The organism is Nocardia sp. CY41 (genome assembly GCF_009829325.1).
Classification (GTDB): domain Bacteria; phylum Actinomycetota; class Actinomycetes; order Mycobacteriales; family Mycobacteriaceae; genus Nocardia.
The window spans coordinates 21,713-38,166 of record NZ_VUOS01000039.1 but is presented as its reverse complement, the minus strand read 5'-3'; the positions used below and the strand labels follow the sequence as shown (position 1 = coordinate 38,166).

The following is a 16,454-nucleotide window of genomic DNA, read 5'->3' as shown; positions in this document are numbered from 1 at the left end:
GCGGTAACGTCGACGGGGCCTCGATATCCCGTCGAGGAAGTTCGCCTCACTACCGCTTCGGCCCCGGATCCTGCACCGGGGCCGAAGTCGCGTCCAGGAGAGTTCTCGACCGGCCGCCGGGATCCGATGGCGTTGTCCGGGCACCGGCCGTGCAACCCAGGTTCGCAGCGATTCGCAACATGAAGCCTGTTCGGGCAGGTAGTCGCGGTCGGCCGATGTGGCGGCCGCGCCCCGCTTGGTGGCAACCAGCTCCGGCTCCTTGCCAATCAGCGTCCACCGGTCGATCAGCTCATCCTGGTCGAGCTCCCTCATCACGCGCGAAAACTACACCGCGCCAACCTCCCTCGACCGGGTTTCGGGAGCGTTCATGTACCGGGTGACACGATCGTTAACGGCACCCCGTGAAGCCGGAAAGAAGGTCGTAGTCGACCTGTACGGGGGCCTGAAGGCGCTGATCACTCGCCGGTACGAAGTGGTGGAGGCCGAGGTCGTAGGGGTGGAATCTGAGCCGGAGGAGCCCCTGCGGCGGCAGTTGCTGGCCAAGAAACTCGGTCAGGCCGGCGCCGGAGAAGACGAGGAGCTGCGGGGGCTGGCCGAGGAACTGCTGCGGCAGATCGCCGAGAACGCTCCTGAAGCCGCGGAGACCATCGGTGTGAAACTGACTCGGCTGGAAGCGGGCGATATCGAGATCACCGATGAGGCTGGTGCAGTGGGGTACAAGCGTTTTAGTTAGCCCGGGTCAGGAGCTGTTAGTGGCTGCGTCAGTGCTCGTGCAGGCTTATTCAACCCACCCGCGGAGGAGCGTGCGCAGCTCATCCTTCGGGATGTCGGGCCAGGGGTCTGGGTGCCGGGACAATCGCGTGTCGTACCAGTCGACCCAGCCCTCGAAGCGGTCCGGGTCGGCGGATACGGCGCGGGGCATCGTCTCGGAGCACACCGTTACTCCTCGCCAGTCCTCCATCGTGCGGTACATGCCGAGGGTTGCACCGGTGTCGACCGAAGAGTTCGCTGGCGATACCCGATCGAGCCACATGTCGGTGGCCTGGGCGCGGGTCGCATCATCGACTCCTTTCCCCATGCGTTCGAGGAAGAACCCTGCGTTGTAGAGCGGATCGCCGGGTCCGGCGGTTTCCCAGTCGAAGATCCACAGTTTCCCTTGGTCATCGAGCCGGAGGTTGGATGGATAGAGGTCGTTGTGGGCGAAGACAGTCGGCTCGCCCGAGCGGCTGAGGTCGGGCTGGACATAGTCCGACAGCGGCCCGATTCCGAGTCGGTCCAGCCGGGACCGTTGCTCCGGTGGCAGGTCGCGGTAGGCGTCGTCGGCGTGCCGGATCATCTGCTGCTGCCACTCTGGAATATCGAGGTTCATTCCCACTGGTAAGGGGCGGGAGGACATCAACTGCACCTGGTCCAGGAGATCGGGCAACCAGTTCATCATCTCGGGATCATTGAAGCCCCGTGTTTCACCGGGAACGTACTGCATGATCGTGAATGCCCGGCCGGTCGACGGGTCCGCTCCGGAATAGAGGATTTTGGGTGTTCGTACACCGCACTCGCGCGCGTAGTTGATGGCCGCGTTTTCCGGCATCCACTTCTTCAGCATGGTCACGATCGGTCGTTCAACTCCGAACCTGACCACAGCCGGGCCCGCGGTCGTGTCGACACGGTTCACCCGGTTCCCGGTTCCAGCGGCATCCGGTTCCCGATCCCGGACCTGCGCATACAGCTCTCGGGCCTCTTCTGCGGATACTTCGGATCGGTCGCGACCGCCGCGGGGCGTGTGCTCTGCGATGGATGAGTCCGGTGTTCCGCGCTCGGTGGCTGGCTGAGCGGCGTCGTTATCTCGGTCCGCGTGCCCGGCCGCACCGAGCCTGTCGAGTTCGGCTGCGGACTGCTCGTCACCACGCGTGGTCCGGTCGAGGCCATCCCGAATTCCGTGCGGGAATTCGCGGTGTGCTTCGCCCACTTGTGGGGCGGCTTTTTCGGCAATCGCGTCAGAGAGGCGTTTGGCCGCCTGCAGCATCTTCGCGATGATTTTGCCGCTGCCTGACCCGCCCACCGATTCCTATCGCTGTGATCACGCTGTCAGACAGCAACGTTGAGGGAGGAGATACTGACCTCTGCCGACGTTGGATCGAGTTGGCAGGTGAGTTCGCTGGTGGAGAAGGCTCCGAGCGAACTGGTGAGGATTGGTTCGTGCGCAGATAGCGCGGTGAACCGGCCGACGGTAATGGTCTGGAGCTCCGCGGCTGACGAAGACGGCATCGGTGAGGCCGAGAGCGATATGAAAGACCCCCGGGTCGGCCAACAAGGGTCGGACTCGATCAGCTTCTCCTGGCTTGGACATTGTCGGCACCCGCCGAGGGGCAGCCCTTCGACTCTAATGCCACGAATCGGGAACCGATGAGCGAAGTTTCCCAGAGGCAGTAAACACTAGTTATCGGGGGCGCAGCGCCTTCACCAGATCGGGTGTGGTGCAGTGGAGTACAAGCGTTTTAGTTAGCCCAGGTCAGGGCTGTTAGCCTTGATCTTTCGCCGGGCTTGCGGCCCGGCGTGATCGGGTTCGGATTGGGTTTGGGCTGCTGATGAGCAGCCGGTGGGCAACAGGGAGTAGCCCGGTCAGCGGGTGGCTGCCGGGTTCCACTGGCCCGGATAGTGTCCTTTCGGGGGGTGTCGGGGTGGGTTGGTGCTGGTCAGTCCGGTTGCAGCCGGCGGCAGCGGCACCAGCTTGATCGCGCCCTGGCGGCGTTCGGCGATCTCGAGCCAGCTGCACGTCGGCAGCGCCGCATACAGCGCTTCCAGCTCGATGCGCATCTCCTCGCGCATCGAGTCGATGAACTCGGTCGGATCCAGCGGTTTGCGCAGCTTGCCGTAGTGCTCGACGCGGCGTTCCTCGAAGTCGGTCGGCAGGTCTTGGGCCGGGTTGCGCCACTTGTCCGCGCCGACGACCCAGATCTCCTTGCACCGCAACTGATCCCGCAACGCCTGGAACGTGCAGATCTCGTACACCATCCGCACCACCCGCCGGTTGCCGTCCTTGTCGGCCTGATACACCAGCTCCACCCAGTCCCCGGACATGCCGCGGTGGGTGGGCACCTGCTCCTCGGGAACTGGTGGAGGGTAGATATTCGTTCTGTGCGCTATTCCTTGAGGAGCTCGGACAAATCCGGTGAGGATCCGGGTCTGATCGTGGTGTCGATGTCCTCTGGTTCGCGGGCCTGGAGGTAGGCGGCCCAGCTGGTTTGGGCGTATTGGGCCCATCGGTGAGCGGTCTTGGGGTGGAGGCCAAGGAGGTCCGCGACGACGACGGCGTCGAGATCGATGATGTTGGTCAGCATCGCGGTGTTCCGGGCGCCGATCGTCGGGAGTCCGTATTGCTTGAGTCGGAGGGAAAACGTCTGGGTGTTTCGGGGGCGGCTGGGTGGTCGGCCGGGAAGCAGATAGGTGGGTTGGTCAGGGGTGGGGGTCCGAATGATGTTGGCGAGGCCGCCGTTTCGGATCTGCTCTTCGATGAGGGTGGCCAGCGATGGTGGCAGGATGACGGCGTTCTCGTCGATGACCAGGTAGGCGTCGGTCTCGTCGCGGTGGAATCGGTCGGTGGTGAGCTCGACGATGCGGACCAAGGGCATCGCATAGAGCCGGACCAGAGCGCCGACGATGCGGACGTCCAGGGGCAATGAGTCGTCGGTGAGACAGCGCCGGAGTTGTTCTTCATGGTCGTCCTGGTCGACGAACCGCTGCGGCAGACCGCATTTGGGTCGCGGGGCGTTGATGCCGGTGGCGATGTGTCGCTGCTTGAGCCAGGCCAGGAAGGCGGAGGTGTCCCTGCGCATGGTCGGTGACGCGTCGAGCCAGGTGTCGACGTGGTGTTGGGTCAGCTCCTCGACGGGGTTCCGACGGTGTCGAGCCAGGTCAGGAACTTGATGGCGCAGCCGATCGCTTGTCGAGCGGCGAGGTCGGCTCCTTGGCGATAGGGCTTGCCCCGGGCGGCCTTTCGTCGAGCGCGGCGCAGGACGTGCCAGTCGGCGTAGGGGCGTATCAGTCGTTGCTGGTGCGCCGGCAGGGCGGGAAGGGTTCGTTCGGTCCAGATCTGAAGCTGAGCCAGCGCCTCCTTGCGCCGCGGCAGGATTCCGGTCGTGACGAGCAGTTCGCGCAGGTGCTTGGTGTGGCCGTTCTGTGGGAGCTTGTCGAGTTCGGCGTGGGTGAATTCGGTGTGGCGGGCGATGAGGTCGGCCAGCAGACGCGAGGCGGTCTTCGTGGTGAGCCAGGTCTTGACGGTGCGCGGGTTGGCCGTGGCGAGCGCCTCGCCCAGAGGGCGCAGGGCCTCGATCGGGGTGCCGTTCTCGTCGCTGAGCAGGGCGTCGATCTTCATCGCGACGAAGCACCGCTCGCATCGGCCGTCGTGGAATCCGGGGCCTTCCTCGCCGCAGACCTTGCAGGTGAAGTCGAGATCGACCCCGCCGCATCGGGTGCAGACATTCCCGAAGTGGTTGACGCATACCAGGATTCGTGTTGTCCCGCATTCCGCGCAGGGTGCGGGATGTATCAGTCGTGCGCAGTAGCAACTGTTGCAGACCTCCCCCAGCGGCCAGGTGACGGTGATCTTCTTCTGCTTCCCGCAGATGGCGCAGAGGCGCGCCGGTCGCGGCCAGCAGGTGGTGCAGAGGAACGGGCCGCCGCGGTAGTGGCCGCCGTGGGAGTGCTTGCCGCAGTTGGCGCAATCGCCCATGAACCGGTAGCAACGCTGGCAGATTTCGGGGTTGCCCTGGTCGTCGCCGCGACGCTGGATCGGGCGCATCTCCCCGCAGATTCCGCAGAGTCTGGGTTCAGGGGTGTAGCAGCGTCGGCAGACCGGTCCTTTGTCCGTGATCTTGCGGGTGGGTTGGAGCTGGCCGCAGTGGACGCAGGCTCTCAGCGGTTGGGTGTAGCAGGCCCGGCAGAGGACCGAGCCGTCCTCGGCCCGATAGACGGGGTCGCGGAACCTGCCGCAACCAGCGCATTCGAGCTGCCGCTCCGGTTCGCGGCGATAGCACTTGTGGCAGATGGAGCCTTCGGCCCGGCGCGCAGCGATGTTCCCGATGGCGCCGCAGCGCGCGCAGGGCCGTTGTTCGGTGCGCCGAAGGCATCGTGGACAACACCGGCCTTCAGGGGCCAGCCGCAGCAGTGGCAACTCGGTGCGCCCGCAGCGGGCGCAGCCCAGCAGGACGACCTTGTCGCCGAAACCGTTGGCGGTGAGCAGTTTCAGCAATTTCGGCAAGGCCAGTGGGCAGTCGGGTTGGGGTGCGATGAACGCGTCCGGATGCTCGGCCAAATGGTTGTCGAGCTGGCGGGCGGCCGACGACCAGGCCCGAGCCTGCTTGAGTAGATTCTGCGCCGCCTCGGCGGTCAGGCCGGGCCCGGCCGCCTCCTGCAGCGCGGCGACGAGCCGCTGGCGGACCGCGCGCAGCGGCGTGCGCGGACGGACGTAGCCAGGCGAGGAGCTCATTGCCGGCCAGGACGGCGAATCACGGTGCGGCGCGGGCTGATCGGGGTCGTGGAGCCGCGCTCACCTGCGGTCTTGCTGATCTGCTGGTTGACGACCTGCGGTTCGATCAGGTCGTTCGGTGTGCAGCCGAGGATGTCGCAGAGCGCAACGAGGACGTCCATGCTCATGCGCTGCGGTGGTTGGGTCACCAGCCGATAGACCTGCTCCCGCGACAAGGTGATGCCCCGTTCGGCCAGCAGCGGCACCAGGTTCGATGTCTGGAACATCTGCTGATCGGCCATCAGATCCCGCAGTCGCCAGCGGTAGCCCATCTTCTTGTTCACGCTGTCACATCCCAATCGTCGCCGAGCCGAGCCTTCAGTGAAGACACCAGCAGTTGATTGCGGAACTCGTTGGAAACACCGGTATAAATCGCCGTCGTAGCCGCATGGGAATGACCGGCCTGATCCTGGACAAACCTTGGGGGATAAGAGAATTCGGTCCAGTGAGTGATCGCGCTGTGACGCAGACAGTGAACGTCGAGGTTCTCGTCGAGGCCTGCGGCCTGCCGGATGACCACGAACGACTCGTTGATCGATCGGGGAGACAACCTGCCGACCCGCTCGGTCACCCAGAGCGCGGGATGCTTGCCCGGCGAGAATCGCGGCCGTAACTCCGTCAGCCATTCATCCAGCACGTCGACGGCCCAATCCATTTCGGGGACGAGCAGCACCGACCGCCGCTTCGGCGCCGATCCCCTTCGACGATTTGCCGAAGCGCACCATCACGCTGCCGAACGTGGCGAACTGCGGCATCTTCGGATTCCGGCGCAGGTCGACCAGATCCAGCTTGGAGGTCTCGGTGCGGCGCAGGCCGTAGGCGTAGATCGTCTTCACCACGGCGGCGTCGCGGGCCGCGCTCAGCGCGCCCTTGACGCCGCGTTCCACGATCTTCGAAGGCCGCGCTTCGGCGGCCGCGAACAGTGCCTGGATCTCGTCATAGGTCAAGGGCCGCCGCCGGGGGTCGCCCTCGTAATCGGTCTTGTGCAGGATCGAGTTGCCCTCGTGGAAGATCTGCTGCGGGACCTCGCCGAACCGCTCCTCACACGCCCTGGCCCACCCGTAGCGGGGGTCGAGCAAGAACTCCAGGAACAGGTTGATGTCGACCTCGTAGCCGCGTGCGGTCGACACCTTCCGCGGCTTCTCCAGTGACCGCAGATGGTCGATGAAGGCCTCCCCCTCTGCTGGAGTCCACTGCCACGGATACAACCCGGTGAACTCCACCACGCGACGAATCAACCGCAGCCGAGGCTTGATGCACGACTCCCGCAGAAACCGAGCCGACTGCTGCCGCCGCCAGCCCTCCAGCATCGCCTCGAACACCGCCGGCGCGGGATCGAGATGGACGACGTTGTCGGCCAGAACCAGATGCGCCGAGCCGGGCGTTTGCAGGGTCACGCCGCCGTTGTAGCCGATGCAACATTGATGTGCCGCGTGTCCCGGTGCAGTTGGGAGGGTCCGGACATCAGCGACAGGACAAGCCGATCAGGCCGCTGACCAGCTAGTATGACCATTCCCATTGGTGGCGGAATGTTGCATCAAATGCAATTCCGCCTGTTTCGGGTAGTAGCGCAGATTCGCCCCCGCGTACTTGCCGATCAGCTCCAACGCGTCCAGCACCGGCCGGTGCGTGGTGTTGTTGGACTGGAACTCCAGCACGCTGAGGAGCTTGATCAGCCCGGCCCGGTAGTGGTTGGTGTACGAGGAGCGCAGAGTGGCCTTCACCGTGCGCTGATACGTCGGCCCCGACGACTTGAACTCGGCCACCAGGTCCCGCAGCACCGTCTGTGACGCCACCGAGAACACCGTGTCGCGCACCAGCTTGTCCCCCGCATCGACGGTCGCTTCGGCGACCCGGAACAGCAGGTTCTCCTTGCCGGTGACCTTCTTGAAGTCCTTGATCAGCTCGTTGGTCACCCGCACCTCGGCGCGGGCGTTGATCCGATGCACCGTCGAGTTCAGCAGCTCGACCAGGGTGTCGGTGATCTCCCGGCGCCGGCAGTGCAGCAGCGCGGCCAGCAGCGTCAGCTGCACCCGAAGAGGATGATCGCGCAGGTGACTCGGCGACTCCACCGCCGCCCGGCCCCGCCAGCCGGTCACGATCGTCGGACCGATGTCGGCGAACACCTCGCCCGGCACCCCGACCTCCCGGACCGCTTCCAGCTTCGCGATCTCGGTCAGCATCGTGTTCAAACTGACGTTCCCCGGATCCGAGCGGATCGCCGCCAGCACCGCGCCGCCGCCCTCCAGCTCGCCGTTCTCGTCACCGACCGGGGCGACCAGCGCGACCAGCTTCGCCACCACCTCGGTCGACAACCGCGACAGCACCCGGTCGAACAGCACATCCTCACCGCGGCTCAACGCCGAACGCGTGATCCGGTCGATCCGACCCGCCGTCGGCGGCTCCAGCTTCCGCTGCCGAAGCTCGGCCAGCAGATGCTCACGCACCCGCTCACCACTGCGCTCGATCTGGGTCACATGATCGACCAGCCACCATGTCAGCGCGTCCGCATCGACGACGCTGCATTCCCGGAACCCGAGCGCCTGACGAATCTGGGCGCGGTGGTACTCGATCGTGCGGCCGGACCAGTCGTAGAACGCGATCTCCGTACGCTCCACACCCACCTGACGGGCCACGTACTCAACCGCCTCGTCCGGGACCTCAGCCCGGCCACGCGGGAACCGACCCCGCTCGGTATAGAACCGCAGCAAGAGCGCGAACCCCAACCGAGTAGGACCCCGCTTGCCGCCGATCAACTCCGGCTCGTTCCCCACAAGCGTCCACGCGTCGATCAGCTCGTCCTGGTCAACCTCACGCACCACAGCCGCGCAAACTACACCGAGATCACCACCGGCACAGAACAATTGCGGCCGGTGACACGATCCTTACCGCCGCTACGCTCGGCCTACGACTGACTTGCGGCCGGTGACACGGTCCTTACCGGTACCCCAACATGCCGGAGTAACATGTCAACCATGCGTACACACACCCTGAAGGGTTTGCGGGCCAAACTCGGCGCGATCGCGCGCGAGGTCGCCACCACCGGCGAAGAAGTCATCATCACCGATTCCGGCACCGAGATCGCGGCCCTGGTCAGCATGGCCGACTACGAACGCCTCCACGAGCACGCCGACCTCGCCGACGCGCTGCGACTGCGCCAGCTGCGCGAAACCCCGTTCGAGACGATGTCGATGTCGGAGATGGTCGAGGCCCTGGGCATCGACCCGCAGACAGTTCTGGCCTCGTGAGGATCGCCTTCCACCCCGACACCCTCAAACAGCTTCAGAAACTCCCCCGCGACGTCCTGGAAGCAGCGCTTCAGGCGATCATCGGCCTGAGTGCCGACCCGCGCCCACACGGCGCGAAAAAGCTGGTCGGCACCCACAGCGACTGGCGCATCCGCATCGGCCAGTACCGCATCGTCTACGAGATCGACGACGACGAAGCCCTGATCACGATCTACCTCATCGCCAAACGCTCCGACGCCTACAGATAAGACTCTCCGCGTAAGACTCTCCGCGCAAACTCCCCGCTCCCGCCCCGCCGACGCCGTGGCGGCCGCGATGAAACGCCCGCCGCGCCCCGCGGCGAGGTTCGGTAACCATCCGGCGGCGCGGATCGATCTCGCACCGGTGAACCGGACCCACCGTTTGCGCCATGCGGACCGGCGGACAAGGCTGGATGGTGTGGGGCGTGATGACGCTCGCGGTGCGGTGTACGCCGATATCGCGGAAGCGTTCGACGCGGTGTTGTCGAGCGCGGAGGGTGAACGCGCCGAACGCGGTGAGGTGCCGTGGCTGGATGAGGTGATCGCCGAACTCGCCTCGATCACCCGCCAGGCCCACGATCTGGTCGTGCTGCACGCGGTCGGCGGGATCCTCGCCCAGCGCGGCAACTATTCGATGGCGGACTTGGCCGCGCTCACCGACGCCGACCCGGCTGCGGTGCGCCGCGTGCTGGCCGAACTGCGCGCGCGCCACTTCGGCATCCGCTGACCAGCCACCCTTCCTCGGCCGGAGCGCCCGCTCATGCTAAGGCACACAACGGCCCGGAGGAGAAGTGTCTGTGTTTCCCGGGCCGCTGCCGGTCGCCGTCCCTCGCAGGACAATGAGGAGTACCCAGTCCTGGGCGGGGAGTCCTTGCACCCCTCCCTTACGGCGCCCCCGGATCCTAGTAGCAATCGTCCAGCAAATTCGCTGATCCGTCCCGCGCGACCGTTTTTGCACGACAGCGAACAGATCGGGTTGACCCACTACACACCCACCAGCAATGGCAGTTCCAGCACACATGATGCCGACCCGGTGTGCTGGGCGCGATGTCATTCGGGGAAGTCGAGTCCGGCGACGAGGTCGAAGAACTGCTGGTCGATGACGCCCCACACCTCGACCTCGATCGCGTCGATGACTCCCCGGTACTCGATGGTCCCGCCCGTGGACGGTGGCACGACGCGGGACAAGCCCAGCAGCTGCGCCCACGCCTGCACGATCTCCGGAACCTGGGCTTCGCTGTAGTCCCGGCCGGCGGTGGTGCCGGAGACCGCGAGCGCGCCGGTGTCGTCGGTGACGAACAGCTCCCAGCTCAGCGGTGCGCACCCCGCCCGCTGCCCGACCTTGTTCACCACCGCCTCGACACCCAACGCGATCATCCGGCCGAAACCCTGACCACCGGCCGCCTCACGCCACGACGTCACCGCCCCACCTCCTGTCCACATCGAGGGATGCCGACCCGGGCCGCAGCAACCTACCGACGGTGAGACTTCGCTGAACGATAACCGCTGCCGTGATCGTCAGGATGTTTCGGTCGTGTCGGGTCGCGGGGTGTGACGCTCGGCCAGGGCGATCAGCCGCCGCAGCCGCCCGGCCACGGCGTCCTTCGACAGCGGTGGGGTGGCCAGCCTCCCGAGCGCGCCCATCCCGGCCTGCGGATGTTGCAGGCGCAGTTCGGCGATGGCCACCAGGTGGTCGGGGACCCGGTCGCCGAGCACCGCGAGTGCTGCCCGCACGGCAGCGAGCTGGGTGACGGCGGCCTGCTGGGCGCGGCCGGCGTTGGCGGCAGTGAGCTTCCGCGTCGCGCAGTGTGCGCTGTGGCGGCGCCGGTCGTCCCAGCGCACCCGCACCTGCTGCGCTGCCCGGGGTGCGCCGATCGCCTCGAGCGCTGTGGCGACGGTGTCGATCCCGGCCACGGTGACCTGCTCGGTGCCGGTTCGCTCGTGGTGACGCACCCCGGCGACGGCCCCTACCCGCCGCAGTGCCCCGGCGACAGCGAGCGCGACCGCCAGGGTGGGGCAGGTGATCTGCAGTCTCGGCGCCGGTCCGGTGAGGTGGATGGCCCCCGCGGCCAGGAACCCGGCCCGCGATCGCCGCTGGATCCTGGTCGAGGCGGGCGATCACCTCTGGCGGTAACCCCTGCACCCGACGCCCCTGGCGGGGGTCGAGCAGTCCCAGCCGGATCCGCACCCCGGTCGAATCCGCCACCCGCACCTGCCACCGCGGGCGCGCCCGCGGCCCGACTGCCGCCACCCGCCCCACGGTCTTCAGCTGCGCGCCCAGCAGCGCGCACACCCGCTGCGCCGCGGCCCGGAACCGAACACGAGCACACCGTCCCGGTCGCGAACCGCACCAGGGTGACCAGCTCGACGCGCTCGCCGCGGTCGTCGCGCGGTGCCGTACCCAACGCTAGGGCCGCCATATCGGTTATCGACCGGTAATCGCCGTCCACACCCATCACCGTGCCAGCACACCCCCACCAGCCCCGTCACCCGGCGCGGCGCGCCGGTCGTTAGAGATCTCGCGGCAGCAGCGCAACACCAACCGATGAGATCAGCCGCTATAGCCGTGGCTGCTGGCCGTTGCCACGCTCGATGAGCATGGTCAACATGGTGAGGATCCGGGATTGTCCGGACGCTGCGGCGGCCAGCTTGCCCTGTATCTCGGCGAACCCGTTGTGCAGCTCGGTGAACTGGCTGTTCATCGACGTGCGCAGGTCGGTCAGATCTTCATGGACGGCGGTGAATTCGGCCAGGGTGGCTTGGCGGAAGTCGCGGATCTCCGAACAGATCGCGGTCACGTCCCGGTCTGCGCCACCGGCCAGCACCCGCGCCGCCGCGGCGTCCTGCTCGGCGATGTGCAACCGCCCGGTTAGATCACGGACCTGCGCCTCCAGCGCGGCCACACGCGCCTGCAGATCCTCTGATGCCATAGCCCGGCAGCCTACGCGGGATGTGGTGATGTCTTTTGCACCATCCGCACAGCGCTCACCAGTGCGTGTCGCCTCCGAGGAGAGAGAGAAGGGTCGGTGCCCGACGGGTGCGGCGGCGATCATCATCCGGGGAAGCCGAATCACGAAGTACCCCACCAAGGCGGAGTTGGTGGGGTACTTGTCGTCTATTTCTTTCCGTCGCCTTTGCCCGGCGGCAGGCTAGATGCTGCCGTGGTTCTCCACTGTCGCGACGTACTCGCCGGAGTTGTCGCCGTACTTGCCGGGCCAGTCGTTGTAGGCGACGATCACCTCGCCGTCCTCGAGTGCGCGGAAGGTCTGGGCGGAGCCCGCGGCAAACCATGGGCCTGAACCCACACGCACGATCAGCGTCCCGATCGGCGCTCCTGGCACGACGCCTTCGGCCTTCATGTATGCCCCGGCATACTTGCCGTCGATGTACCGGGTCCCATCAGGGTAGGTCGTGCTATCTCGGCCGTAGGCCGCCCGCCCGCTCCCGGAGACGGTGAACACATCGTCGCGGCTGACCGTCACGCCGGACTTCACCCCGTCCTCGGCCTTCGCCGGCACCGTGACAACGCTCGAGTTACTCATGGTGGCACCTCCCGATAGTTCCAGTATGTGACCCCGGAACTATAGCTACCATTCAGCAAATGGAAGAGGGGTCGGTGGACGACGCGCCACAGGCCCCGGCGCACCTTGGGGTTTGCGATCGACGAATCCTCGCCGATGGAGGTCGACGACTCTCTCACCCATCCCGCCCGCACTCCCTTGCCGGTCAGAAAGCGCTGCCCACCGACCGGCGAAGGTCGCCGAGGTTGCGGGCGAGACGGTCCATGGAGTGCACGTTCACGAGGTGTCCGTCGCGCACGAACGCGAGCAGCTCGTTCAGCTGCGGACGTGCGGTGTCCCTCCCTGCGGCCATGCCGACGAAGGTGCGCTCGACATCGATCCCGTCGAGCTGCTGCACGGTCTCCTGGACTCGGCTGGGCCGCTCGGGCGCCAGGGCGGTTGTCGGCGGGCCTCGCGGTCATCGACAACCGCAGGGTGTTCGAGGGGTTGCGGGAGCCGTGTTTGCGGTCACCGTGATTACCGCCGCGTGGTGGGTAACCGTTGGCTGTCGGATCGGTCGCCTCTGATGGGGGGTCGTTACCGACGATCCACGCCACTGGACGGGATATGAGCCGATGATCGAACTGATCGACGATTTGCCTCGGTGCTGGTCGGCTGCCGAGGCGGGTACCCGCAGCCGCGGCAGGGCCCGGCCGTGGGGGTGATCGGCGCGGTCGTCGCCTCGCCGTTGAGTGTGGTCATCGGGGTGATCCGGTGCGCTCAGGCTATCCGGGACCAGGCCGAGCAGAAGACCCGACCGGACCCCGCGGTCATCCGCGGGCAGCTGGAGCAGATCGCCGAAGCCGCCGCCGTGGGCGAGTTGTCGCAGCAGCAAAAGCTCGCCGCTCAGCAACAAGTGTTCCTCCGGATGCAGCGCTACCCGTTGTGAGGTCGGGGTCTGATGCGTTCGAGTTCGGGCACTGGCCGTAGCGCTGCGGGTTCGGTCGTGACGGCGGGGCTGGGCTGCGGTGTCGTGAACCATCCTCATGGTCAGCGCACCCACGGGTGCATCCGGTGTCGCCGAGACTCCTGGACCGACGATCTATGACTTTCCGCTTGTTTCTCGCGCACCAATCCGACTGTATGACAGCGTTTTTCACGCACGCACGATAGAGTGTGTTTCGAACAGTTCGGTGCACAACAGAATTCGTGATCGAATGGGTTCCGCCGTGCCCGAGTCCTCACAACACCAGGGTGTGGCAACCGCGGATAGACAGCGACCCCGGCACCCTCATCAGCCGACTGGGAAGGAGCCGGGGTCGTTTCGCGCGCAGGCGGCTTCGCTCTCGGTTTCGTGCTCGGAACCGGAATCTTCGCAGGTCGACAGGCATCGGATCGCGGCGGCGGTCGAGAGCTCTCCGGGATGCGACTTCGGCCCCGGTGCGAGGAGGTTCCGGGGCGAAGCGGTAGTGAGGCGAACTTCCTCGACGGGATATCGAGGCCCCGTCAACGTTACCCCCGCTGACCTGGGGTGACGGGCAGCCCGGCCGCGGGTGTCGCGGCCGGTGGTAGATGCTTGACATGTCCGGGTCAAGTGGCAGGCTGCTGGGTGAGGTCGGGGTCTGAGCCGCCGCTCGGGCACCGGCCGTAACGCCGCAGGTTCGGCCGGGACGACAGAGCTGAGCCTGCGGTGTCGTGTTCACCGGTGAAGGTCAGCGACTCCGTTTCTTCGGTCGTCGCCCTGGTTACCGGTCGCTGCCGCGGCTGGTCAGTGACCTCAGCAGGGTCGCGATCTGGGTGCGCAGCTCTGCCAGGGACGCATCCATCGCGGCGACGCTCTCCCCGGTGGCCGGGCGGAAGTCGCTGCGTCTGCGCGCTGATCTCGGCCACGTCCCGATCCGCGTCACCGGCGAGCATCCGCGCGGCAGCGGCGTCCCGCTCGACGCTGCGCATCCGCCAGGTCAGGTCCGCGACTACCGCTCCAGCGCGATCAGTCGCCCTTGCAGATCCTCGGTCATAGTTGCGCAGCCTACGTTCGCCGAACCCTGCGAACGTGGTCGCCGCCCGCTGCGTTTTACCGTTTTTCGGTAGGATCGGAGGCGTCGCCCGGGTTAACTCGGCAGCCCCCCCAATCGGGTGACCGGCAACGGCCCGGAACATCCCCTCTCGGCTTCCAGGCCGTTGTCCGTGGTGGTTCTATCGGCGACTCCGCGGCTACCCGAACTTCGTTGCTTCTTACGCCCTCCGGAACCCCCATTCACACTGCCGAATGCCAGTCGTCTGGCCAGCACCTCGGTCGCGCCTGCGATGACATCCGCCCCGGCTACCGCAAGCTCGCCGCCGGATCGCACACCCTGTACTACCGCTCCACCGATGCGGGCGTCATCGACATCGTCCGCATCCTGCATCAGCGCATGGACCTCGACCACCACCTCCGACCGGTTTGCGGTAGCACGGAACTGCTCTCGAATGCCGCCGCGTGTGTGGTGCCCGCTGTCTCGGTGTGGTGAACGTAGCAGCACCCCCGACCGGAACCCGGGCGAGTCGGTGCGAGGTCGGTCAGTCGGGCAGCACCCACTCGTTGCCGCGGGTACGGTCCGCCAGCCGGGCACCCCGACCCGCTCGGGTCTCCGCGACGATCTCACCCAAGCGGTAGTGGCGGGCCTCGGCCAGAGCCGCGTTCCACAACACGGCGGCCCTGGCGGGGGTCATCGACTCCGGGTAGGTGATCACGCCACGATCCCGATCCCATCGCAGCGACACCGCCGAGCACGCCCGATCGACAGCGTCTTTGAACGCGCCCTCGATCAGGGGCTCGTCCCAGCGCTCGTCCCCGGCCAGCGGGCACGCGTCGGCGTCCCGCGGCTGTCCGACGTAGTGGCCGGCCAGATGCGCCATCACCCAATCGGTCTCCCCGACCGCCTCCTCGACGTCCCATCCCTCGCGTAGCTCAGGCATGCCGCGGATCGTAGCCGCAGGCATCGAGCAGATCGAAGAACTCCGTGCTCAACTCACCGACAGCGACTGACCGAGGCTCCGGGTCTGTCCTCCACGCGAGGATCGAGGTCCGGGAGTCGTTCAACGGGTGCGTGGCTTCAGCAGCCGCCGCGCCCGGGCTACGGCTGGACCGAGGTCGCTGACTGTGTCGGTGGCCGGCCGCCCTGCCCAGGACCCCGGTTCTGGTTTGGCGGATCGACATTCTCGCGCGCCTGACCTCGGGCGCGGACACGGCCGAGTGTCCAAGATTCGATTTCTCGACAGCCTTCTTGCGCTGGTGCAGTCGCGGGGGTTCGAAGCGCCGCATCACCCCCGCCGACTCGGACGCGGTCTGGGTGACCGCGTTGCTCACCTGCTGCTGACGGTTCGAACGGCCGCATCAGTCGGAACGGGGCGCGCACTACCGGACCACAGGTCCCGACGCCGAGACGCCCACGAGTGCTGGATCCGGACGGATCCAGCGTCCGGGGCGATCTCGACCGAAAGTTCCTGTTCCCATAGAGCGAGTGACGCACAATCGCTCCGTTGGCGTACCGTCCAGCTCGGGTTCTGCATAGAATTCTCTTGCGGGGCAATCGAATTGGGTACCGGATACCCATTCGAGGATCGCAGGATGATCTGCAGCTAAGGGGAATTCAGCATGGGTGATATCGATCTGGGCTTGGCCTCCGACTGGGAAGAGGGCGACACCCACGGCCGGGTGAAGCTGCGCCAGAACCAGGTGTATCCCACCTCACCGAAGAAGGATGTCCTCATCAGTTCGCCGGTGAGCATCGAACTGTCGGTGAACACGAACTTCAGCACCTCGCAGGAGGCCGACAAGATCTACTTCACGACCCACCACGGCACCCAGAAGAAGATCATCGCTGTGCTGGACTCCAATGGCGACCTCTATGTCGCGGGTCGAGTGATCACCGGACAGACCAACTTGGGCTACTGAACCGGCGCCGCGACCGGCCGTGTGTCGTGTCGCGGGCCGGAACGAAACAGGGGAAACGCCCTGCCGACCGTCCCACGGTCGGCAGGGCGTTTCTGCTGAGCCGGCCTCCGGTCAGAAGGTTCATATTGTGAGAATCGTCGATACAAAGGCTATTCGGCCGATATGAGTCCTGAACTGAGGTCGGTGGCCTGAGCCGCGAAGTAGCGAGCGTGCTCGGTGGGCGCG

Annotated in this window: 20 protein-coding genes and 3 pseudogenes; 9 read left to right on the top strand and 14 right to left on the bottom strand. The window is 66.4% G+C overall.

What is annotated here, in order from left to right; translation table 11 throughout:
* Window positions 1-315 (bottom strand): hypothetical protein (locus GVY64_RS38240; RefSeq protein WP_236567446.1); only part of this gene is annotated, 315 nt, incomplete at its 3' end.
* A 52-nt stretch (window positions 316-367) separates the two neighbouring features.
* Here GVY64_RS38240 and GVY64_RS33160 point away from each other — a divergent pair.
* Entirely contained in the window at window positions 368-733 is a 366-nt protein-coding gene (locus GVY64_RS33160; protein WP_159850067.1) for a hypothetical protein, read from the top strand.
* Between the two features lie 45 nt (window positions 734-778).
* Here GVY64_RS33160 and GVY64_RS33155 read toward each other — a convergent pair whose 3' ends face one another.
* The 7 genes and pseudogenes from GVY64_RS33155 to GVY64_RS33130 all read right to left on the bottom strand — a co-directional run.
* Entirely contained in the window at window positions 779-2,023 is a 1,245-nt protein-coding gene (locus GVY64_RS33155; protein ID WP_159850065.1) for an aminoglycoside phosphotransferase family protein, read from the bottom strand.
* Window positions 2,024-2,619: 596 nt separating this feature from the next.
* The gene (locus GVY64_RS33150; protein ID WP_159850063.1) at window positions 2,620-3,096 is read right to left on the bottom strand and encodes a hypothetical protein; all 477 of its coding nucleotides are present in this window, start codon (window positions 3,094-3,096) and stop codon (window positions 2,620-2,622) included.
* A 44-nt stretch (window positions 3,097-3,140) separates the two neighbouring features.
* Window positions 3,141-3,833: a hypothetical protein gene (locus GVY64_RS38235; RefSeq protein ID WP_236567445.1), complete on the bottom strand. Its 693-nt coding sequence runs from the start codon at window positions 3,831-3,833 to the stop codon at window positions 3,141-3,143.
* Between the two features lie 41 nt (window positions 3,834-3,874).
* On the bottom strand, window positions 3,875-5,485 hold the full coding sequence (locus tag GVY64_RS38230; RefSeq protein WP_236567444.1) for a hypothetical protein: 1,611 nt from the start codon (window positions 5,483-5,485) through the stop codon (window positions 3,875-3,877).
* Window positions 5,482-5,808 carry a helix-turn-helix domain-containing protein gene (locus tag GVY64_RS33140; protein ID WP_159850061.1) on the bottom strand — a complete coding sequence of 109 codons (327 nt, stop codon included), beginning with the start codon at window positions 5,806-5,808 and terminating at the stop codon, window positions 5,482-5,484. Before GVY64_RS33140 ends, GVY64_RS38230 begins: the two co-directional genes overlap by 4 nt.
* Window positions 5,805-6,834 (bottom strand): annotated as a pseudogene (locus tag GVY64_RS33135) (tyrosine-type recombinase/integrase). The gene GVY64_RS33140 and the pseudogene GVY64_RS33135 overlap by 4 nt, the downstream one beginning before the upstream one ends.
* A 174-nt stretch (window positions 6,835-7,008) precedes the next feature.
* Window positions 7,009-8,328 (bottom strand): annotated as a pseudogene (locus GVY64_RS33130) (DUF4158 domain-containing protein); the annotation flags it as partial.
* On the opposite strand from GVY64_RS33130, the gene GVY64_RS39245 reads away from it, so the two are divergent.
* From GVY64_RS39245 to GVY64_RS33115, 4 genes are all read left to right on the top strand, one after another.
* Window positions 8,267-8,401 (top strand): hypothetical protein, encoded by a 135-nt coding sequence (locus GVY64_RS39245; RefSeq protein ID WP_442939661.1) that lies wholly within the window; start codon window positions 8,267-8,269, stop codon window positions 8,399-8,401. The pseudogene GVY64_RS33130 and the gene GVY64_RS39245 overlap by 62 nt on opposite strands.
* A gap of 98 nt (window positions 8,402-8,499) precedes the next feature.
* Entirely contained in the window at window positions 8,500-8,772 is a 273-nt protein-coding gene (locus GVY64_RS33125) for a type II toxin-antitoxin system Phd/YefM family antitoxin (protein WP_236567443.1), read from the top strand.
* Window positions 8,769-9,020 carry a type II toxin-antitoxin system RelE family toxin gene (locus GVY64_RS33120; RefSeq protein WP_159850055.1) on the top strand — a complete coding sequence of 84 codons (252 nt, stop codon included), beginning with the start codon at window positions 8,769-8,771 and terminating at the stop codon, window positions 9,018-9,020. The genes GVY64_RS33125 and GVY64_RS33120 overlap by 4 nt, the downstream gene beginning before the upstream one ends.
* Window positions 9,021-9,210: 190 nt before the next feature.
* The gene (locus GVY64_RS33115; RefSeq protein WP_159850053.1) at window positions 9,211-9,519 is read left to right on the top strand and encodes a hypothetical protein; all 309 of its coding nucleotides are present in this window, start codon (window positions 9,211-9,213) and stop codon (window positions 9,517-9,519) included.
* A gap of 323 nt (window positions 9,520-9,842) precedes the next feature.
* Here GVY64_RS33115 and GVY64_RS33110 read toward each other — a convergent pair whose 3' ends face one another.
* From GVY64_RS33110 to GVY64_RS38225, 5 genes are all read right to left on the bottom strand, one after another.
* Window positions 9,843-10,214: a hypothetical protein gene (locus GVY64_RS33110; RefSeq protein ID WP_159850051.1), complete on the bottom strand. Its 372-nt coding sequence runs from the start codon at window positions 10,212-10,214 to the stop codon at window positions 9,843-9,845.
* Window positions 10,215-10,310: 96 nt separating this feature from the next.
* Window positions 10,311-10,865, bottom strand: coding sequence for a DNA-binding protein WhiA (whiA, locus tag GVY64_RS33105; protein WP_268895694.1), 555 nt, complete (start codon window positions 10,863-10,865; stop codon window positions 10,311-10,313).
* A 485-nt stretch (window positions 10,866-11,350) separates the two neighbouring features.
* The gene (locus GVY64_RS33100) at window positions 11,351-11,722 is read right to left on the bottom strand and encodes a hypothetical protein (RefSeq protein WP_159850049.1); all 372 of its coding nucleotides are present in this window, start codon (window positions 11,720-11,722) and stop codon (window positions 11,351-11,353) included.
* 219 nt (window positions 11,723-11,941) lie between these two features.
* A complete protein-coding gene (locus GVY64_RS33095) occupies window positions 11,942-12,334 on the bottom strand; it encodes a LecA/PA-IL family lectin (RefSeq protein WP_159850047.1) in 393 nt (130 codons plus the stop codon).
* A 184-nt stretch (window positions 12,335-12,518) separates the two neighbouring features.
* Entirely contained in the window at window positions 12,519-12,710 is a 192-nt protein-coding gene (locus GVY64_RS38225; RefSeq protein WP_236567442.1) for a recombinase family protein, read from the bottom strand.
* A 246-nt stretch (window positions 12,711-12,956) separates the two neighbouring features.
* On the opposite strand from GVY64_RS38225, the gene GVY64_RS33085 reads away from it, so the two are divergent.
* The 3 genes and pseudogenes from GVY64_RS33085 to GVY64_RS38220 all read left to right on the top strand — a co-directional run.
* The gene (locus tag GVY64_RS33085; RefSeq protein ID WP_236567441.1) at window positions 12,957-13,241 is read left to right on the top strand and encodes a gas vesicle protein G; all 285 of its coding nucleotides are present in this window, start codon (window positions 12,957-12,959) and stop codon (window positions 13,239-13,241) included.
* Between the two features lie 746 nt (window positions 13,242-13,987).
* Window positions 13,988-14,383 (top strand): hypothetical protein, encoded by a 396-nt coding sequence (locus GVY64_RS37440; protein WP_201298270.1) that lies wholly within the window; start codon window positions 13,988-13,990, stop codon window positions 14,381-14,383.
* A 200-nt stretch (window positions 14,384-14,583) separates the two neighbouring features.
* A pseudogene (locus tag GVY64_RS38220) lies at window positions 14,584-14,727 on the top strand (type II toxin-antitoxin system RelE/ParE family toxin); the annotation flags it as partial.
* 124 nt (window positions 14,728-14,851) lie between these two features.
* On the opposite strand, the gene GVY64_RS33075 reads toward GVY64_RS38220, so the two are convergent.
* A complete protein-coding gene (locus tag GVY64_RS33075; protein ID WP_159850045.1) occupies window positions 14,852-15,250 on the bottom strand; it encodes a hypothetical protein in 399 nt (132 codons plus the stop codon).
* Window positions 15,251-15,929: 679 nt separating this feature from the next.
* Here GVY64_RS33075 and GVY64_RS33070 point away from each other — a divergent pair.
* Entirely contained in the window at window positions 15,930-16,229 is a 300-nt protein-coding gene (locus GVY64_RS33070; RefSeq protein WP_067470744.1) for a DUF6342 family protein, read from the top strand.
* The last annotated feature ends 225 nt before the right edge of the window (window positions 16,230-16,454 follow it).